We start from the raw sequence: 17,628 nt of genomic DNA on the forward strand, positions 1-17,628 counted from the left end.
ACCGGTCGCCTCATCGTCATCGCCGGACCGATGTTCTCCGGCAAGTCCGAGGAACTCATGCGTCGGGTGCGGCGGGCTACCATCGCCGGGATCACCGTCTTGGTCGTGTCCCATTCACTCGACACTCGGTCGTCGATCTCGACGATCACCTCCCACATCGGAGCGAACATCCCTGCGGTGCCGCTGTCCGACGTGGAGTCCCTCGCCGAGGCTGCCCGATCCGCAGACTACGATCTCGTCGCCATCGACGAAGCCCAGTTCTTCGGACCCGGTCTCATCCCCGCCGTCGACGAGCTCCTGCACAGAGGAGTCGACGTCATCGTCGAAGGGCTGTGTGTAACCTTCGACGGAGAACCGTTCGAACCTCTGCCGAGCCTCATGGCCGTGGCCGAAGAGGTGCTCCGACTCACCGCAGTGTGCACGATCTGCGGCCGCGACGCCGTCTTCCATCAGCGGCTGAGGGACTCGGAGAGCGGATCGGGCGCTGCAGCGGCAGCGAAGGCGGCCTCGGACGAGGACTCACCGAGTCCCGCCGCAACCGCCATCGATGCCAGCCACGTCGGTGGTCTCGACGCCTATGTCGCTCGCTGTCGCGAGCACTTCAGCCGGGGCCGCTCCACAATGTCAGCCGTCAGCAGTTCTCAGGCATAGCCAGTGCTGGGACTGTCGCCTTTTGCCTGTGGGGTGCTGGCTCTGCCCTTGCCGCGCAGGCCTTCCTGAGACTGCGCAATCGGCTTTGACCTCGCGATTCGGTTCTGATCTCACGTTTAGGCTCTGACCTGGAGGAACACTCGCCTGAAATCTCGTGTCAGTGGCGACCTCTAGTGTGGTGGGTATGGAAGCAGAGCAGGTTCCGGACGTTGTCACCGAGATTCATCGGTGGCGTCGTAGCCTGTCCGAATTGCCGCCGGCGACGACTGAGGAAGAGGCCGTTGATCGTATCACTGCGCTTGAGGAACTGAACTCGGCGAGTGCGGCGGCGCAGGCGCGTGAGACTCTGACTTTCGATATGCTTCGCCGCAATCGCGAAGCCGAGGATGGTGTGGTCAGTAGGAAGCAGGGTCGCGGTGTTGGTGCTGAGGTGGCTTTGGCGAGGAAGGTCTCGCGTTCGCGGGGTGCTGCCCTGTTGAAGTTCTCCCGTACCCTGCTGATGGATCTGCCCAAGACGTATCAGGCGATGAAGGGCGGTGACATCTCCGAAGAGAAGGCGCGGGTGGTGGCCAAGGAGTCTGACTGGTTGCCGCGGGAGAAGAAGCAGGAGCTCGATGAGCGTATGGCTGAGCGCCTGCCTGTGGTGGGTGTGAGGCGTCTGGGAAACGAGGTGCGGGCGTTGGCTCAGAAGCTCGATCAGCGGGCCGCGGTTGAGCATTTGGAGCGGTGTGTTCAGGAGCGGTCGGTGAGTGTGCGTCCTGCTCCGGGCAACATGGCTTATCTGACTGCGTTGTTGCCGATGCCGCAGGCGGTTGCTGCCTTTGCGAACCTGAAGAAGTCGGCACAAACCGTCATCGCCACCGGCGACGCTGACGGGCGGTCGCAGGGCCAGATTGCTGCTGACCTGCTGGTTGAGCGCCTGACCGGGCAGGAATCGGCTGCGGCTGTGCCGACCGAGGTTCACCTCATCATGCAGGCCAGCAGCCTGTTCGGACCAGGGGAGGAGCCAGCATGGTTCCCCGGAGTCGGTCCGATTCCGGCCAAGGCGGCGCGGGACTTCGTGGCCGAGAACGATGCCGCGGTGTTCCTGCGTCGTCTCTATACCCGGCCGGAGGATGGACAGTTGGTGCGTATGGATTCGCGCCGCAGGGAGTTCGCTGGTCTGCTTCGGCGCATGGTGGTCATCCGTGATGATGTGTGTCGTTCGCCGTGGTGTGAGGCTGCGATCAAGCAGGCTGATCACGTGGTGTCCTTCGCCGACGGTGGAGACACCGATTGGGAGAACTCGTCCGGTTTGTGTGCGGCCCGCAATTATGTGAAGGAACTTGCGGGGTGGCGCCACAACGCGACCCCGGATGGGCTTGAGGTGGTTACGCCTACGGGTCACCGGTACCGTTCGCGCACGAGACCGATCAGTGAGCCTGATCCGGGTTGGGTCCATGGTGAGATCGTCGAAGGGTCGACCGGTCCGCCGGGGGTTCCGGCGGGAACTGGTCCGCCGGACTCGGCGGGAACCAGTCCGCTGAACCCGGCGGTCGGTTCCGACCCACCATCGACCGACATACCAGCCGCTGAGGCTGGAACACCACCACCGACCGCGAAGGTCGGGGAGACGACGACACCGACGGACGAGGTCGAAGCAGCGGGTGCCGACGGCGACAATGTCGGCGACCAGCAGTGGCAGATCCACCTGCCGTGGCGCTACCTCCGCCGGGCCGAGCAACCCCCACCGTTGAGGATCGGGCGGACGACCGTCAATGTCGATGTCTATGACGCCGACTACGAGCCGCTGAGCCCGGTGGAGGAGTTGCTGCTCACTGGGATCCGGGAACATCTCGGTTCCCGATGAGCCGGGGACCGAGATGTTCCCGAGCTGACTGAGCCCACGCACACTGACGTGTCGACTCCCGGAGGACGATGAGCGTCAGTCGTCGATGCTCTCCCACACCTCACGCCAGATCCTGGCGAGGTCGGCAACCTGGTAGTGGGCGTTGAGGCCGCTGGGCTGGGGCACCACATGCAGGGCCACTGAGTTCGGCCACTCTGCGATGAGCGACGTGTCCTGCCTGCCGAACTGTGCCTTCGGCAGTGCGAAGCCGGTCCGAAACGAGGTGATGCCGGCGATCGCGACGGCGCGCGGTCGAATGTCGGCCAGCCGCTCGACGAGATGGGCGGCACCATCGCGCAGCTCCTGCCGGGACAGCTCATCCGCGCGGACAGTGGCACGTCCGACGAGGTTGGTCAGCCCGATGCCGCGGGCCAGCAGCTGCTGTTCATCGGCAGGGTCGAGTCCGCGGGAGGCATCGACGAGGTGGTCGGTGAGTCCCGCTTCGAAGAGCGATGGCCAGAATCGGTTGCCGGGACGGGCGAAGGGGGCGTTGACCGCCGCCGTCCACAGACCCGGGTTGATGCCGACGATGAGCAGCCTCAGTCCGGCAGAATCGGTGGGCAGAATATCGTCGATCGCGTTCGGATCGTCGGTGGCGAAAGCTGCGAGATCGTCCTTCGTCGGTTTGCGACCACCCAGGGGAGGCGGGCGACGTCTGCTGACATTGCTTTTCTCACTCACGTCTTTCACACTACCGTCGTACCATGAGCCACGATCATGTGACACCGCGGGCGGGCGAATCATCGCCCTTCCATTTCGACGATCGCTGGAGCGTGGACGCCGATATCGACACTGTCTGGGCGGTACTCGAACGGGTCGATGAGTGGCCGCAGTGGTGGCCGGGGCTTGCCGCGGTCGAACCCGTCGGGGACAAGGTGCGGCCGGGCAGTCGAGCGCAGGTCGTCGTGCGCACACCGATCGGGGTGCCGCTGCGGTTCACCCTCGAAGTCGAGGCCCTGACTGCTCCGAACCTCGTTGTGCTCCGTGCCCACGGTGACCTGCGCGGCGAGGGCGTGTGGACCGTGAGCGAACACGACGGGACCACCCACGTCGATTCCCTCTGGTGTGTGACCTCGACGCGGACGATGATCAGAATCCTTCGGCCCGTCGCGAGCCTCATGCATGCGATTGTGATGCGAGCCGGAGAGCGCGGTCTCGCGGCGCGACTGACCGACCCGCGTGCTCACCCATGATCGACCGCCGTTCTTGCCTGACCCGGACCCGAGGATCTCCGAAGCGGACCGATGTCAGACACGAGGTTGCCCGACTCAGTACTGATGCTTGGTCAGTTCAGCGTCAGACCTGAGCGGCCCACGCATCGATGCCGCCGGCCAGCGACCGCAGTCGCACCCCGCCCGGGGTCGTAGCGGAAAGGATTCCGACGGCCTCGGCCGAGCGAACCCCCGACTTGCAGTGGATGACGAGATCGTCCACCACACTGCCGGACTCGTTGACTTCGTCGATCACTCCACCCAACGCGTCCCACCCCTGTTCGCGGATGAGCGCCAGAGGAACATGGACGGAGCCGGGAATCGAGGACAGTTCCCGCTCCCAGTCCTCCCGCACATCGATGAGCAGCACCTGCGCTCCGGAGTCGGTCATTTCGGCCGGGTCGATCTCCTCGACCCCGGAGCCAGCACCATCGGAACCCGCACCGGACGATGCGGTCGCAGCACAGGCGGCGGCCACCTCGGCGAGGTCGGTCACCGGTGGTCGGTCCGGATCGGGGGAGAACCGCAGAGTCGAATACTCCCCGTCCAGAGCGTCGTAGCGCAGCAGCCTGCCGATGAACGGTGTGCCGATGCCGCAGATGAGCTTGATCGCCTCGGTGGCCATGGCCGCACCCACGGTCCCGCACAGCACCCCGAGCACCCCGCCCTCGGCGCAGTTGGGCACCGAATCGGCTTCCGGGATATCGGGAAACAGATCACGCAACATCGGTCCGTGACCGGGCACGAAGGTGCTGACCTGCCCGGCGAACCGGAAGATCGTGCCCCACACCAGTGGGGTGCCGGTGAGTTCGGCGGCATCATTGGACAGATACCGGGTGGCGAAGTTGTCGGCTCCGTCGATGACGATGTCGTGGGAGGCGAAGAGTTCGAGAGCATTGTCCGGGCTCAGCCGATCCGCGAGTGGGCGCACGCGCATCGTCGGGTCGAGCCGGTACAGGGCCGCGGCGGCCGAGTCCACCTTCGGCCGGGCCACGTCGGCACCGCGGTGGATGATCTGACGCTGCAGATTCGAGGATTCGACCACATCGTCATCGATGACCGTCAGCGATCCGATCCCGGCGGCCGCCAGATAGCTGAGCACCGGAGAACCGAGACCGCCGGCGCCGATGACCAGCACCGAGGCGGCCCTCAGCCGGCGTTGCCCCTCGAGTCCGATGCCCGGCAGGCTGAGGTGCCGCGCGTAGCGTTCGATCTCCTCACGGCTCAGCGCCTCGACCGGTTCGACCAGGGGAGGCAGCCCAGCGCCGGTCACTGCGCTGCGACCATTCCGTCGAAGGTCGACGAGGCCAGGGCCAGCGGCCGCTTAGGTATCCGACCCGCACCCGCGGCCAGATGCCCGGATTCCACGGCCAGCGCCATCGCTCGAGCCATCGCAGTCGCATCGTGGGCGCGGGTCACAGCCGAGGCCAGCAGCACTCCGCTGCACCCGAGCTCCATGGCCAGGGCGGCATCGGAGGCCGTGCCGACACCCGCGTCGAGGATGATCGGCACCCCTGCCCGGCTGACGATGGTCTCGATGTTGTGCGGGTTGAGGATGCCCAGACCGCTGCCGATCGGAGCACCTGCCGGCATCACGGCCGCCACGCCCGCGTCCTCGAGGCGTTTGGCCATGGCCGGGTCGTCATTCGTGTACGCGAAGACCGTGAACCCGTCGAGAACGAGTTCCTCGGCGGCACGGAAGAGCTCGACCGGATCAGGCAGCAGCGTGTCCTCATCGGCGATGACCTCGAGCTTCACCCAGTTCGTCTCGAGCGCTTCTCGGGCCAGCTGCGCGGTGAGCACGGCGTCCCGGGCCGTGTAGCATCCGGCAGTGTTGGGCAGGATGCGGATGCCCAGACGCTGCAGCAGGGTGAACACCGAATCACCGGCGGCCGCGTCGAAGCGGCGCATCGCTACGGTCGTCAGCTCGGTGCCCGAGGCTGCCAGCGCATCTTCGAGGATGCTCAGCGAGCTCGCCCCACCCGTGCCCATGACCAGGCGAGAGGTCAGATCCACGTCATCGATCGTCCAGGTCATGTCAGCCTCCCTGCACGGCGGTGACGATGTCGACGGCGTGCCCGTCGGCCAATGCGAAATCGGCCCAGCGTCCGCGGCGGACGACCTCGCCGTCGACGGCCACGGCGATGCCCAGGCGACCTCCATCCGCCGGTGTCCCCTCAGTGCTGAGTTCCCGTCCGATCACCTCGGCGACGAGGTCGAGCACCGAGGTGGTTCCTCCCAGTTCGCGTTCGTCGCCGTTGACGACGATGGTCGGTGCGTGCGCAGTGTCGGTCATGATGTGCTCCTGTACAGGGTCGTTGGGTGGAGGATTGATGGGTCAGAGGTCGAGTCGGCAGACGACGGTCCGTCAGAGAAGCGCGCGGGGGAGACGGACGCGAGTCCTCCTGCAGGCATCCAGTCGGGGGTGAGCCCCATGGCCAGTTCGGCACCGAGCCGTCCGCCCAGCGGGGCGAGCAGGATGCCGTGCCGGAAATACCCGGTGCTGACGAGGCAGCCCTCGTCGATGCGACCGACGATGGGCAGGTCATCGGGCGAACCGGGGCGGGCACGCGTGGTGATGTCGGTGATCTCGCAGTCGAGGATGCCGGGGACCAGGCGCTGACCGTCCTGGAGGAGCCGGTGGACGGCTCCGGCATCGGTGCCGCTGCGGCCGTCCTCCCGGGAGCTCGCTCCGAGCACGAGTTCCCCGTCATCACGAGCAACGATGTAGACCGGTCGACCGTTGACGAGTCCGCGGACCGTGCCGTGCAGCAGAGGGGTGAGTGCGGCCGGTGCCCGCAGACGCAGAACATCACCCCACACCTTTCGCAGGGGAAGGGGCGGCATGCCGGTGATCGCGGCAGCCTCGGTCCCGGCGGTGATGACGACCTGGTCGGCTGTCAGCTCGTCGCCGCCTGAGAACTCGACGCCCACGGTGACTCCGTCTCGACGGGTGAGCCGGGTGACCTGCCGGCGGACGGTCGTGTCCGAGACGACGGACAGCAGGGCGGCCGTCGTCCTCCTGGGGTCGATGGACTGGTCGTCGGGGATGCGCACGGCACCGGCCACCGACGGCGACAGCGCCGGTTCGAGCTCCCGGGCGCGGGATCCGGTGATGAGTTCGGTGGGGAATCCTGCCGCGGTCTGCGCGGTGCGCAGCTCACGGAGAGCCTGCAGATCGGCACGGTCCCCAGCGCACACCAGGGTTCCCGAGTCCGTGAGCCCGAGATCCGCACCCGCCGCGCTCGCCACCTCGGCGGCGAACGACGGATACATCTGCGCCGATGCGCGCATCAACGGGTACAGGGGTGACTGACCCCAGACCACCTCGGCGGCGGGCGCGAGCATCCCCGCGGCCGCATGGCTGGCTCCCTGACCAGGAGCAGGATCGATGATGGTGACACCGGCACCGAGGCTGCGCAGGTGCCACGCTGTCGCCAGGCCGATGATTCCGGCGCCCACGACGATGACATGCATGGATTCTCCCTCCGGCGGCATGATCCGCATCAGGTCTGACGGTCGGCTCCTACGCCCTCTCAGCCTCAGTGGGAGGCTCCCGCGAACTCCTCTACTCTATGACCATGACCTTCGATATTCCACCGCACACCGCAGGCTCCGAATCCAGGCGAGCCTGGCGGGACGCCCGTTTGGCCGAAGCTCGACTGTACCTGTGCACCGATGCCAGAACCGCCCAGGGCGATCTGCCCGAATTCCTCGACGCCGCTTATGCCGGGGGAGTCGACATCATCCAGCTGCGCGACAAGACGCTTGAAGCCAGAGAAGAGATCGCAGCCCTCGACGTGCTCAAGGACGCTGCGGCCCGGCACGGGAAGCTCTTCTCGGTCAACGACCGTGCCGACGTCGCCCTGCTGGCCGGAGCCGACGTCTTCCACGCCGGGCAAGGCGACCTCACCAGTGCTCAGGCGCGGGCCGTCCTCGGACCCGACGTCCTCCTCGGCCGCTCCACCCATTCGCACGAGCAGGCTCTCGCCGCCGATGCGGATCCGGAGACCGACTATTTCTGCGTCGGCCCCGTATGGGAGACCCCGACGAAACCCGGCCGCGCCGCCGTCGGCACGGGCCTGCTCAGCACGGTGGCCGCCTCGTCGCGCACCCCGTGGTTCGCCATCGGCGGCGTCGCGGTCGGAGAACGCCTCGACGAGATCCGACAGGCGGGCGCCACGCGCGCCGTGGTGGTGCGTGCGATAACCTCGGCTGGCGATCCCGCAGAAGCCGCACGGGAACTCAAGGAGGAACTGGAATGAACGACACCATCGAGGGCAGCACCGGCACGGGTACGGGCGAACAGGACGCGAACGATTTGGGCGCGCACGGGCCGAGCATCCTCATCGCCGGTGCCGGAGCCACGGGCGGGGCATTCGGGACCTACCTGCTCGAAGCCGGTCGCGAGGTGACGTTCCTGCTGCGGGAGGCGAAGGCACAGCGGATCCGCACCGACGGTCTGCGCTTCGTCTCACCGGGCAACGACCGGACGAACACCGTCGAGGTGGTCACCGCCGCCGAACTCGCCGAGGATCCGCGCACTTTTGATCTCGTGCTCATCGCAGTCAAATCGGGCGGCCTCGATTCGGTCCTCACCGACATCCGGCCCGCCGTCGGTGCGGGGACGCGGATCATTCCGTTCCTCAACGGTATGGCTCAGATCGATCGGCTGCAGGAGGACTACCCCGGGCAGGTCCTCGGCGGACTCGTCAAGATCGTCGGCACCATCGACGGTGATGCGGTCCACCAGCTCACGGACATGTCCGCGATGACCATCGGCGACTTCGGTGGGGGAGAAGTGCCCGAATCGATCGCCGCCGTCCTCGACGTGCCGGGTTTCCGACTCCAGGTCATCGACGACATCACGGGCGGGCTGTGGGAGAAGTGGATCTTCATCGCCGCCGCCGGAGTCGTCACCTGCCTGTTCCGGGCACCGGTCGGCGCGATCATGTCGGCCGGCGGGCACGACCATGTGCTGCGCATCATCGACGAGCTTGAGGCTGTGGCCGCAGCGGCCGGTCACGCGGTGTCCGAGAAGTCTCATGTCGCCACCGTCTCGATGCTCACCGGTGAGGGCTCGTCATTCACGTCATCCCTCTACCGAGATGTCACGGCCGGTCTGCCCAGCGAAGCCGAGCACATCCTCGGCGATCTGGCGCGCAAGGCCGCTGACCTGGGAGTCGACACTCCGCTGCTCGATCTCACCCTTGTGCAGCTGCGGGCCGGGGAAGCGCTGCGCCGTCCCTGACCTCGGCTGTTCCGGTGCGCAGCATCGCCAGGTACGGTTCGCTGGGCTGAGTGTGCTCGACCTCGGCCGAACCGTGAGGGGCAGTGAACGTGACCATGGGGACACCGTCGACGTCATCGACGACGAGCAGCGTCTCGTAGCCTCCGGGGCCCAGCGAATGCGAGGCACCGACGGGCAGGTCGAAGACGAGAGTCTCCAGCGGGCTGCCGGGTGCCGGTCGGCGATGCATCTCCTGCGCCGCGACGTCGGCGAACTGCTCGGCTGTGATGAGATACGCCTTGGCCGGGGTCGGCCCGGGCAGAGCCGGGTCGTAGAAGGCCATCCCGCCGCCCCACACCGTCGAGGCACCGGCGAAGTAGATGCGGCCGGGCAGTTCGACTCCGGCCTCCTTGCGGGGCAGAGTCTGGTCCCTGGCACCCGGATAGGTCACGTGCGCACCCGGCGGCCGACCGCCCTGCAGGTAACAGGCGAGGCGATCGCGGGCCATGTTCGATCCGTAGCTGACGTACCACACATGCGTATTCGACATCGTCTCCATCATGCCATCTCGGCTCCGGGCCATGTCGATTCGGGCGGTGGTCTGTCGGACCGTGGGCCGTCGAGTCCTACTGGAACGGAGACGCCGGAACACCTCTCCCGCCGCCGTGATGACCAGCGCGATGCCGATGCCGAGGGCGACGCCGAGCAGCGGCTGATCGTCGAACACCGTGCCTCCGAGCACTCCGATCCCTGTCGAATAGACTGCCCAGACCAGGCACCCGATTCCGTCCCAGAGAAGGAACCTCCGGAGCGGGAACCCGAGCATCCCTGAACCGATCGTCGTCAGTGTGCGGCCCCCGGGAATGAAGCGACCGGCGATGAGAGCGGAATCGCCGCGGTCTGTGAAGACGGGCCGGGCCGTCTCGGCGATCACCGCGCCCCGCTTCGACACTCGCGCCCATTGCAGTCGTGCCCACTGCAACCGTGCCCGCTGTGGTCGTGGCTGCGGTGGTCGTATCCGGTGAATTCGCGACCGACTCATGCGCGACCGGGCGAACCTCCCGACCAGGTGGGCGGCCAGGTCCCCGATCAGGGCCCCGACCGCAGCGGCGAGCACGAGACCGGTCGGATGAGGGATGCCGGAAGCAGCGAAGGCGGCAGCACTGATGAGCAGCGTCTCCGAAGGGACGACGGGCAACAGAGAATCGAGGCTCGCCGCCACGGCGATGAGCAGGTAGACCCACGGCGAGGTGAGGACGTCGGAGAGCAGCTCGAATGCGAGATCCATACTCATCCACGCTAGGGACTTCGCCGAAGTGGGGGTATGCGGTCGAGCGTACGGCGCTGACGAACGACCGGGGACACCTCTGCGGAAAACCGGAAGTCGAGTCTGCGGTCTGACCCCTGTGAGCGCAGGAGGCGCGTTGCTACGATCGATCCATGCCCTGGCCCAGCTCACTGACTGCGCGCATTCCCCGCGAATCGCGCATGCTCGCCACCCGGTGGGCTCATTCGCTGCTCGGCGTGCTGTGGGGCGGACTGCTGTTCCTGCCGGTGCTCGTCGCTGCGGTCTTCTCTCCATCATCGGGACTCGCCGCGCGGGTCCGCGGCTGGGAGCTGGCTCGACATTCCTGCGGCTTCGGTCTCGTCCTCTCAGATCCCCCGCAGCAGCGCCGCTTTCTCCTGTACAACGGACTCATCGCCGGTGTGGCCATCATCCCGACACTCAACCTGCTCAGCGGATTCCTCGTCGTGACCCTCGGCTCCCTGATCCAGGGGCTGTTCATCGGCGGCGCCGTCGACATCGGCTTCGACATGTGGACGATCTCCCAGCCCACCCTCTTCGTCGGGGTCCTCTACGGGGCGGCGAACCTCATCGGGGCGATCGCGCTCGCCGAAGCGGCGAACTGGATGCACGGTCGCATCGATGCGAACTTCGCCGAGGTGGCTCGTCCCTTCGCCCTGCACACCCGGATCACGGAGCTGCTGACCACCCGGAGGGGAGTGGTCCTGGCCATCGACGACGAACGGCGGCGGATCGAACGCGACCTCCATGACGGAGTGCAGCAGAACGTCGTGTCCCTCTCCGTGCTCATCGCTCGTGCCCAGCGGGCAAGCGACCCGGTGAAGACGCAGAGTCTGCTCGATGACGCGCTCGCACAGTCCCAGGACCTCATCGATGAGATGCGCGAGGTCGCGTGGCGGGTCTACCCCACGGCCCTGGACGAACGCGGACTGGGCCCCGTTCTCGAACGGATCGCCGCCCGGAGCCCGGTGCCGCTGACGCTGGCCGCGGTGCCCGAGCGGAGGTTTCCGCCTGCCGTGGAATCGGCCACGTACTTCGTCATCCGGGAAGCGGTGACGAATGTCGTCAAGCACGCCGAGGCGGCATCGATCACGGTCACGGTCGTCGATGACGGCCCGGCGCTGTGCACCGAGGTCGTCGACGACGGGAATGGACGGGCTGATCCGAACGGCAGCGGACTGCAGGGCCTCGTCCGGCGTGTCGGCGCCCTCGACGGCAGCCTCACCGTCGGTTCGCCAGACGACGGGGGAACCATGATCAGCGCTCGAATACCCCACGGACTGCCGGTTCCCTCCGGCGAACCAGAGAGGAAGCCATGACCGAAAGCACCACCGAGTCGTCCCTGCGCGTCGTCCTCGCCGACGACGCAGTCCTGCTGCGAGAAGGCGTGCGCAGTCTGCTCGAGGACGAGGGCATCAGCGTCGTGGCCAGCGTCGGCGATGGGACCGAGCTGCTGGCGGCCGTCGAAGCGCTGCGGCCGAATCTTGCGATCGTCGATGTCAGGATGCCGCCGACCCACACCACCGAGGGCCTGCAGGCGGCCCTGGCGATCAAACATCGCTTCCCGGACATCGGTGTGCTCGTGCTCAGCCAGTATGTGCTGCGGGAGTACGCGACGGAGCTGTTGAGCACCGAGTCGGTGGGAGTCGGCTACCTGCTGAAGAACCGCGTGACCGATATCGACAGGTTCCTCGAATCGGTCAACCGCATCGCCGAGGGCGGGACCGTCATCGACCCCGAGGTCGTCCGACAGCTGCTGAGCACCTCGGAGAAGCAGAACACCCTATCGTCGCTGACCCCGCGGGAAAGCGAAGTGCTCGAAGCGATGGCCGAGGGGCTGTCGAACCGCGGCATCTCGGAACGGCTCTATGTCTCCATCAGTGCCGTGGAGAAGGCGATCAGCGCGATCTTCGACAAACTCGACCTGCACGCAGGGGAGACACGCAGTCGCAGGGTTGCGGCGGTCCTCGCCTACCTCGACAAATCCTGAGGGATATGCCCGCCGCGTGAAGGCAGCCGACTCTTCGTCCAGGTAGGTGCGGCCATCAGAGTTCGGAACGTGCCCGTGCTCCGATTCGAATGTTGAGGTCCTCGAGTTCGGCCAGAATGTCGCTGGCGCCCCAGATCTGATTGCGCTTCCGTGAGGTCATCCCACGCAGCACTCCGGCGTCGGCCAGCACGGTGACGGATCTGCTGGCCGCGGTGCTGGATAGCCCCAAGGAGTCCTCGAGGTCGTCGATAGTGAAGACCGGCGTGGACGCAAGGTATGTGAGTATCCGCGCAGTCGAGCTCTTCGCACGTGGACGACCGGTCAGCTCCTGCCACTCGTCCGGCAGACCGGAGAGTCGCTGTGCGGTCAGCTGCGCCTCCTCAGCGGCAATGATCGACGATCTGCACCAGAGGGCGATAACCGGTCCGGCATCGCCCGAGTGGTAGGAATTCAGCGCGCGGAAGTAACGGTCTCTGACTTCGACGAGGGCGGCTGCCAGCGGCACAGTGATTCCGGTCGTCACTGCCCGTGCCTGCAGAATTCCGGCGGCCAGTGCCCGTCCGATACGGCCGTTGCCGTCGGTGAACGGATGGATCGCCTCGAACTGAGAATGCGCCACCGCGGCTTGGGCGAGAGCGGGTATGTCGCTGCGCAGTGAGAAGGCCAACAGATCGTTCATCAGCGGTGGAACATACTCCGGGGGAGGTGGAACATAGAGCGCGCCGCGGGGTGAATGATCAGATCCGCCGATCCAGTTCTGCATCGGCCGATAACGGCCGCCAAGGTGAGCCTCGGTGGGATCGTCGGCCATGAGCAGCCGGTGGGCGCGAGCGATCGAATCGGAGCTGATTTCGCCTGAACTCAGCAGATCCAGTGCTCCCGTAGCCGCAGCCATGGCTGTCGCCGAGGAATTGGACTTCACGCCGTGAAGCGCACGGACGAAGTCATCAATGGGTGCTTCCTCCGCTTCGATCTTCGATGAGGCGATGGATTCGCTGCGCAGGAGCAGATATGACAGGGGAATGAGCGTGTGGCCGTGATCGGCGTCGAGACGGGAGATCGCTCGGATCGCCGTTTCGGAGAGGGCCGACAGATCAGTCGGAAGCTGGAGGTCGACCGTACCGATGTTCGCGGGGATGGAAACAGCTACCTCGGCGAACTTCCTGTCATCGATCGTGCCCCCGCGGAACTCCTGTCGCCACGGGCGGGTTTCCGACTGTGCCGATGGGATAGGTACGGGAGCGCTCGACATGGGAATATCTTAACCGTTATTCCCACTTAAGTGAATAAGTGGGAATATCTCCGATTGTGATCCCACCTCAGACCATCACGACGGCCTCGTTAGACTCGGACCGAGGGACAGCCGGGCGCTCGCCTCAGTCGCGAATGTCCGAGTTCCGAGGAGAGTCGACGTCGCACCCGAGGAGAGTCATGAAACGGCAGCTGCCCGATGTGAGAGAGCTGGCCCCACTTCTGCAGTTCGGACTGCCGAAGCTCGACCGAGTGGCGGCGCGACTCGATTCCGCAGCCGACATCTGGGACCTCCGCAGAATCGCCAAGCGCGTGACACCGAAAGCGCCGTTCGACTACGTCGACGGTGCCGCCCTGGACGAGCGGACCTTGGCCAAGAACCGTGACGCGTTCGCCGAGGTGGTGCTGCTGCCGCGCATCCTCCACGGCGTGGATGCCCCCGATACCTCGACGACCATCGCCGGGGCCAGGGCACGACTGCCCTTCGGCATCGCTCCGACCGGGTACACGAGGATGATGCACGCCGAAGGGGAGGTCGCAGGAGTGCGTGCGGCTGCGAAGGCAGGCATCCCGTTCTCACTGTCGACGATGGGAACGACTTCCGTCGAAGACGTCGCGCAGGCGGCTCCCGATTCGACCCGATGGTTCCAGCTCTACCTGTGGAAGGACCGACAGCGCAGCCTCGACCTGCTGCGGCGAGCCCAGGACAGCGGCTACGAGACGCTGCTCGTCACCGTCGATACCCCGATCACCGGGCTGCGCCTGCGTGATCACCGCAACGGACTGTCGATCCCGCCGAAACTCACTCTCAAGACGGTTCTCGACGCGTCCTACCGGCCCGGCTGGTGGTTCAACTTCCTCACCACCGAACCGCCGAAGTACGCCTCACTGTCGAACACCTCCCAATCCCTGGCCGAGATGACCGCGACGATGTTCGACCCCACCCTCGACCTCGAGGACCTCCGATGGATCCGTGAGCAGTGGAAGGGGAAGCTCTTCGTCAAGGGCATCCTCACCGCTGACGATGCCAGACGTGCCCAGTCGGTGGGAGCCGACGGGCTCGTGATCTCGAATCACGGAGGCCGGCAGCTCGACCGTGCCCCCGACTCGCTGTCCTCACTGGTTGAGGTCCGCGCCGAGGTGGGGCCGGAGATGGAACTCATCCTCGACTCCGGCATCATGTCCGGCTGCGACGTCGTCGCCGCGCTGTGTGCCGGAGCCGACTTCGTGCTCATCGGCCGCGCCTACCTCTACGGCCTCATGGCCGGAGGGCAGCGGGGCGTTGAGAAGGCGATCGACCTCATCGGGCAGGAGATCCGCACCGCCATGGGCCTCATGGGAGCCCGCAGCATCGCCGACCTCGGACCCGAGCTCGCACGCGGACTGCCGCAGGCTCCGTATACAGAGGCTCCCGTCTCCTCAGAGCAGGCGTGACCGACCAGGTGTGACCCTGGTCCCACTCGAAGTCGACGACGGTCCATGTCGGCCGCGCATGTGGTAGGAATGGCCCGGGTCCTCGTGCGTGGACCTGCCGATCCACGAGCAAGGACGACCATGAGAACACCCACCGCCTCGGCGCCCGACGAACGTCATCTGCGACGGGGACTGAAGTCCCGGCACCTGCAGATGATCGCGATCGGCGGCGCCATCGGCACCGGTCTCTTCCTCGGCTCCGGAGGTACCATCTCTCAGGCCGGCCCGGGCGGTGCGCTGCTGGCCTACGCGGCGATCGGCGTCATGGTCCTCTTCGTCATGCAGTCGCTGGGGGAGATGTCGACCCACCTGCCCGTGGCCGGTTCCTTCCACACCTACGGCACGAAGTACGTCAGCCCGTCCTTCGGCTTCGCGATGGGCTGGAACTACTGGTTCAACTGGGCGATCACCCTCGCTGCGGAACTCGTCGCGGCCGGGGTGATCATGTCCTTCTGGTTGCCCGACGTGCCGTCCTGGATCTGGGCGGCGGTCTTCCTCATCCTGCTCGGGACGTTGAATTTCCTTTCGGCCAGGGCCTTCGGCGAAGGCGAGTTCTGGTTCGCGGCGATCAAGGTCACTGCTGTGCTGGCGTTCCTCGTCCTCGGGGTGCTCATGATCGTCGGCATCATCGGCGGAGACTCACCGGGGATGAGCAACTGGACGACCGGTGAGGCCCCGTTCGTCGGCGGGTGGATGTCGGTGATCAGCGTGTTCATGATCGCCGGATTCTCCTTCCAGGGAACCGAGCTCGTCGGCGTCACCGCCGGAGAATCGGAGAACCCCCGCAAGGACATGCCGCGAGCGATCCGGACGGTGTTCTGGCGCATCATGCTCTTCTACATCGGCGCCATCGTCATCATCGGCTTCCTCCTGCCCTACACCGATCCGTCCCTGCTGGCCTCGGCGAACAACGAAGACGTCACGGCCTCACCGTTCACCCTCGTGTTCGAACGCGCCGGCATCGCCGTGGCCGCCGGCGTGATGAACGCCGTCATCCTCACCGCCATCCTCTCGGCCGGCAACTCCGGCCTCTACGCATCGACCAGAATGCTCTACGCCATGGCCAAGGAAGGCACCGCGCCGAGGCTGTTCGCCCGTCTCAACGAACGCGGAGTCCCCGTCATGGCCCTCCTGGCCACCGCCTTCATCGGCCTGTTCGGGTTCCTCACCGAAGTGATGGGCGACGGCGGTGCCTACACCTGGCTGATGAACGTGTCGGGTCTCTCCGGATTCATCGTCTGGGTCGGCATCGCCTGGTGTCACTTCCGATTCCGCCGCGCCTACGTGCGCCAGGGGCATTCGATCGACGACCTGCCCTACCGGGCGCCGCTGTTCCCGATCGGCCCGGTCATCGCACTCATCATGCTCATCGTCGTCATCATCGGACAGAACGTGCAGGCCATCGTCAACGGCCACCTCCTCGAGGTCGCCAGTGCATATGCCGGCCTGCCCGCGTTCCTGCTGCTGTGGCTCATCCACCGTGTCGTCACGGGCCGCCGCTCACGCATGATCGAGCTTGACGACATGGACGTCGACGGTTTGGAGATCAAGGCTTCCTGAACCACGCTGCGGGAACTCCGGTGTGTGGGCGGATCCCGCTGCAATCGTTCGTGCGATGATGGGTTAAGCTAGGCTCGCCTAATACTTGAAGAAGGACTCCCTCCCATGCGCAGAATTCTTGCCCCCCTGTTCGCCTCCGTTCTCGTCCTCGCCGGCTGCGGCGGGGGAGGATCGGATTCGGCGGACTCCGCCTCCGGCCCCACCGTCGACACCAAATTCGGTGCCATCGAGGTGCCCGCCGATCCGCAGAAGGTCGTGGCCGTGGGATGGGGCGACGCCGAGACCGCCTTGGCGCTCGGAGTCCAGCCCGTCGGCGCTTCCGACTGGGTGGAGTTCGGCGGCAAGGGTGTGGGGCCGTGGGCCGAGGACCTCTATGACCAGGACCCGGAGATCATCGCGACGATGGAACCCGACTACGAGCAGATCGCCGCGCTCGAACCTGACCTCATCCTCGACACGAACAGCTCGGGGGAGCAGAAGCGCTACGATCGCCTCTCCGAGATCGCCCCGACCGTCGGCGTTCCCGAAGGCGGGGACAACTACCTGACGACGATGGACCAGCAGGTCGAACTCGTCTCTGAGGCTCTCGGCAAGCCCGACGAGGGCCAGAAGCTGCTCGACGATCTCGACAAGACGTTCAAGGATCAGGCAGAGGCCCATCCCGAGTTCAAGGACAAGACCGCCACGGTCGCGGCGAAGACAGCGGACGGCTGGGGCGCCTACGTTGAGAAGTCGAGCCGCGTGCAGGTCATGGAACGACTCGGCTTCAAGCAGTCGCCGAATGTCGATGAGAGCCAGGCCGAAGGATTCTCCGTCCCGGTCTCAGAGGAGAACCTCAAGACCCTCGACGCCGATGTGCTGCTGACGTTCCCGATCTACATCCCCGATTCCGACGTCACTAAGGACGAGGGCTATAAGCGCATCCCCGCCGTCAAAGACGGTCGCTCGCTCGTGTTCACAGACAAGATGGATGACCTGCGGATGGCGTTCTCGCTCAACTCCATCCTCTCGGCCAAGTACGCGGCAGAACACCTGCCCGACGAACTCGAGAAGATCGTCAAGTAGCAG

The 17,628-nt window shown here is 66.1% G+C and carries 17 protein-coding genes and 1 riboswitch; of the genes, 10 read left to right on the forward strand and 7 right to left on the reverse strand.

Translation table 11 applies throughout. From position 1 onward, the window contains the following. Positions 1-30 precede the first annotated feature (30 nt). Both GUY23_RS07655 and GUY23_RS07660 read left to right on the forward strand, forming a co-directional pair. Complete coding sequence (locus tag GUY23_RS07655; protein ID WP_166975782.1) at positions 31-651, forward strand: thymidine kinase; 621 nt, start codon at positions 31-33, stop codon at positions 649-651. A 184-nt stretch (positions 652-835) separates the two neighbouring features. Then, entirely contained in the window at positions 836-2,500 is a 1,665-nt protein-coding gene (locus GUY23_RS07660; protein ID WP_166971152.1) for an HNH endonuclease, read from the forward strand. Positions 2,501-2,575: 75 nt separating this feature from the next. Here GUY23_RS07660 and GUY23_RS07665 read toward each other — a convergent pair whose 3' ends face one another. Continuing rightward, positions 2,576-3,220 (reverse strand): mismatch-specific DNA-glycosylase, encoded by a 645-nt coding sequence (locus GUY23_RS07665; RefSeq protein ID WP_228282790.1) that lies wholly within the window; start codon positions 3,218-3,220, stop codon positions 2,576-2,578. A gap of 23 nt (positions 3,221-3,243) precedes the next feature. Between GUY23_RS07665 and GUY23_RS07670 the strand changes: the two genes are divergently transcribed. After that, positions 3,244-3,732, forward strand: coding sequence for an SRPBCC family protein (locus GUY23_RS07670; RefSeq protein ID WP_166971156.1), 489 nt, complete (start codon positions 3,244-3,246; stop codon positions 3,730-3,732). A gap of 103 nt (positions 3,733-3,835) precedes the next feature. On the opposite strand, the gene GUY23_RS07675 is transcribed toward GUY23_RS07670, so the two are convergent. From GUY23_RS07675 to thiO, 4 genes are all read right to left on the reverse strand, one after another. Continuing rightward, positions 3,836-5,023 carry a ThiF family adenylyltransferase gene (locus GUY23_RS07675; RefSeq protein ID WP_166971158.1) on the reverse strand — a complete coding sequence of 396 codons (1,188 nt, stop codon included), beginning with the start codon at positions 5,021-5,023 and terminating at the stop codon, positions 3,836-3,838. Beyond that, positions 5,020-5,787 carry a thiazole synthase gene (locus GUY23_RS07680; RefSeq protein WP_166971160.1) on the reverse strand — a complete coding sequence of 256 codons (768 nt, stop codon included), beginning with the start codon at positions 5,785-5,787 and terminating at the stop codon, positions 5,020-5,022. The genes GUY23_RS07675 and GUY23_RS07680 overlap by 4 nt, the downstream gene beginning before the upstream one ends. Before the next feature lies 1 nt (position 5,788). Beyond that, positions 5,789-6,046 (reverse strand): sulfur carrier protein ThiS, encoded by a 258-nt coding sequence (thiS, locus tag GUY23_RS07685; protein WP_166971162.1) that lies wholly within the window; start codon positions 6,044-6,046, stop codon positions 5,789-5,791. Continuing rightward, positions 6,043-7,227, reverse strand: coding sequence for a glycine oxidase ThiO (gene thiO, locus GUY23_RS07690; protein WP_166971164.1), 1,185 nt, complete (start codon positions 7,225-7,227; stop codon positions 6,043-6,045). The genes thiS and thiO overlap by 4 nt, the downstream gene beginning before the upstream one ends. After that, positions 7,217-7,320, reverse strand: a riboswitch (TPP riboswitch). (Overlaps the previous gene by 11 nt.) Positions 7,321-7,331: 11 nt before the next feature. Here thiO and thiE point away from each other — a divergent pair. Next, positions 7,332-8,015 carry a thiamine phosphate synthase gene (gene thiE, locus GUY23_RS07695; RefSeq protein WP_208085514.1) on the forward strand — a complete coding sequence of 228 codons (684 nt, stop codon included), beginning with the start codon at positions 7,332-7,334 and terminating at the stop codon, positions 8,013-8,015. Continuing rightward, positions 8,012-9,001 (forward strand): ketopantoate reductase family protein, encoded by a 990-nt coding sequence (locus GUY23_RS07700; protein WP_166971168.1) that lies wholly within the window; start codon positions 8,012-8,014, stop codon positions 8,999-9,001. Before thiE ends, GUY23_RS07700 begins: the two co-directional genes overlap by 4 nt. On the opposite strand, the gene GUY23_RS07705 is transcribed toward GUY23_RS07700, so the two are convergent. Further along, on the reverse strand, positions 8,955-10,268 hold the full coding sequence (locus GUY23_RS07705) for a DedA family protein (protein ID WP_166971170.1): 1,314 nt from the start codon (positions 10,266-10,268) through the stop codon (positions 8,955-8,957). The two genes, GUY23_RS07700 and GUY23_RS07705, sit on opposite strands and share 47 nt — an antisense overlap. A 152-nt stretch (positions 10,269-10,420) precedes the next feature. Here GUY23_RS07705 and GUY23_RS07710 point away from each other — a divergent pair, with 152 nt between their 5' ends. After that, positions 10,421-11,605, forward strand: coding sequence for a sensor histidine kinase (locus GUY23_RS07710; RefSeq protein ID WP_166971172.1), 1,185 nt, complete (start codon positions 10,421-10,423; stop codon positions 11,603-11,605). After that, on the forward strand, positions 11,602-12,276 hold the full coding sequence (locus GUY23_RS07715) for a response regulator transcription factor (protein WP_228282791.1): 675 nt from the start codon (positions 11,602-11,604) through the stop codon (positions 12,274-12,276). Before GUY23_RS07710 ends, GUY23_RS07715 begins: the two co-directional genes overlap by 4 nt. A 55-nt stretch (positions 12,277-12,331) precedes the next feature. On the opposite strand, the gene GUY23_RS07720 is transcribed toward GUY23_RS07715, so the two are convergent. Further along, positions 12,332-13,528, reverse strand: a complete 1,197-nt coding sequence (locus GUY23_RS07720) for a Fic family protein (RefSeq protein WP_166971174.1) — start codon at positions 13,526-13,528, stop codon at positions 12,332-12,334. A 179-nt stretch (positions 13,529-13,707) separates the two neighbouring features. On the opposite strand from GUY23_RS07720, the gene GUY23_RS07725 reads away from it, so the two are divergent. The 3 genes from GUY23_RS07725 to GUY23_RS07735 all read left to right on the forward strand — a co-directional run bounded on the left by GUY23_RS07725 (position 13,708) and on the right by GUY23_RS07735 (position 17,625). Beyond that, complete coding sequence (locus GUY23_RS07725) at positions 13,708-14,961, forward strand: alpha-hydroxy acid oxidase (RefSeq protein ID WP_208085516.1); 1,254 nt, start codon at positions 13,708-13,710, stop codon at positions 14,959-14,961. Positions 14,962-15,081: 120 nt separating this feature from the next. After that, the gene (locus GUY23_RS07730) at positions 15,082-16,560 is read left to right on the forward strand and encodes an amino acid permease (protein ID WP_166971178.1); all 1,479 of its coding nucleotides are present in this window, start codon (positions 15,082-15,084) and stop codon (positions 16,558-16,560) included. A 105-nt stretch (positions 16,561-16,665) separates the two neighbouring features. Continuing rightward, the gene (locus tag GUY23_RS07735) at positions 16,666-17,625 is read left to right on the forward strand and encodes an ABC transporter substrate-binding protein (protein WP_166971180.1); all 960 of its coding nucleotides are present in this window, start codon (positions 16,666-16,668) and stop codon (positions 17,623-17,625) included. Positions 17,626-17,628: the final 3 nt, after the last annotated feature.

Source organism: Brevibacterium atlanticum, from assembly GCF_011617245.1.
GTDB lineage: Bacteria > Actinomycetota > Actinomycetes > Actinomycetales > Brevibacteriaceae > Brevibacterium > Brevibacterium atlanticum.

Excerpts from the sequence above, each read along its gene's own strand:
- thiS (WP_166971162.1), bottom strand. The coding sequence starts at position 6,046 with ATGACCGACACTGCGCACGCACCGACCATCGTCGTCAACGGCGACGAA.
- GUY23_RS07705 (WP_166971170.1), bottom strand. The coding sequence starts at position 10,268 with ATGGATCTCGCATTCGAGCTGCTCTCCGACGTCCTCACCTCGCCGTGG.
- GUY23_RS07670 (WP_166971156.1), top strand. The coding sequence starts at position 3,244 with ATGAGCCACGATCATGTGACACCGCGGGCGGGCGAATCATCGCCCTTC.
- GUY23_RS07680 (WP_166971160.1), bottom strand. The coding sequence starts at position 5,787 with ATGACCTGGACGATCGATGACGTGGATCTGACCTCTCGCCTGGTCATG.
- GUY23_RS07715 (WP_228282791.1), top strand. The coding sequence starts at position 11,602 with ATGACCGAAAGCACCACCGAGTCGTCCCTGCGCGTCGTCCTCGCCGAC.
- GUY23_RS07700 (WP_166971168.1), top strand. The coding sequence starts at position 8,012 with ATGAACGACACCATCGAGGGCAGCACCGGCACGGGTACGGGCGAACAG.
- GUY23_RS07735 (WP_166971180.1), top strand. The coding sequence starts at position 16,666 with ATGCGCAGAATTCTTGCCCCCCTGTTCGCCTCCGTTCTCGTCCTCGCC.
- GUY23_RS07725 (WP_208085516.1), top strand. The coding sequence starts at position 13,708 with ATGAAACGGCAGCTGCCCGATGTGAGAGAGCTGGCCCCACTTCTGCAG.
- GUY23_RS07720 (WP_166971174.1), bottom strand. The coding sequence starts at position 13,528 with ATGTCGAGCGCTCCCGTACCTATCCCATCGGCACAGTCGGAAACCCGC.
- thiO (WP_166971164.1), bottom strand. The coding sequence starts at position 7,227 with ATGCATGTCATCGTCGTGGGCGCCGGAATCATCGGCCTGGCGACAGCG.
- thiE (WP_208085514.1), top strand. The coding sequence starts at position 7,332 with ATGACCTTCGATATTCCACCGCACACCGCAGGCTCCGAATCCAGGCGA.
- GUY23_RS07710 (WP_166971172.1), top strand. The coding sequence starts at position 10,421 with ATGCCCTGGCCCAGCTCACTGACTGCGCGCATTCCCCGCGAATCGCGC.
- GUY23_RS07655 (WP_166975782.1), top strand. The coding sequence starts at position 31 with ATGTTCTCCGGCAAGTCCGAGGAACTCATGCGTCGGGTGCGGCGGGCT.
- GUY23_RS07660 (WP_166971152.1), top strand. The coding sequence starts at position 836 with ATGGAAGCAGAGCAGGTTCCGGACGTTGTCACCGAGATTCATCGGTGG.
- GUY23_RS07730 (WP_166971178.1), top strand. The coding sequence starts at position 15,082 with ATGAGAACACCCACCGCCTCGGCGCCCGACGAACGTCATCTGCGACGG.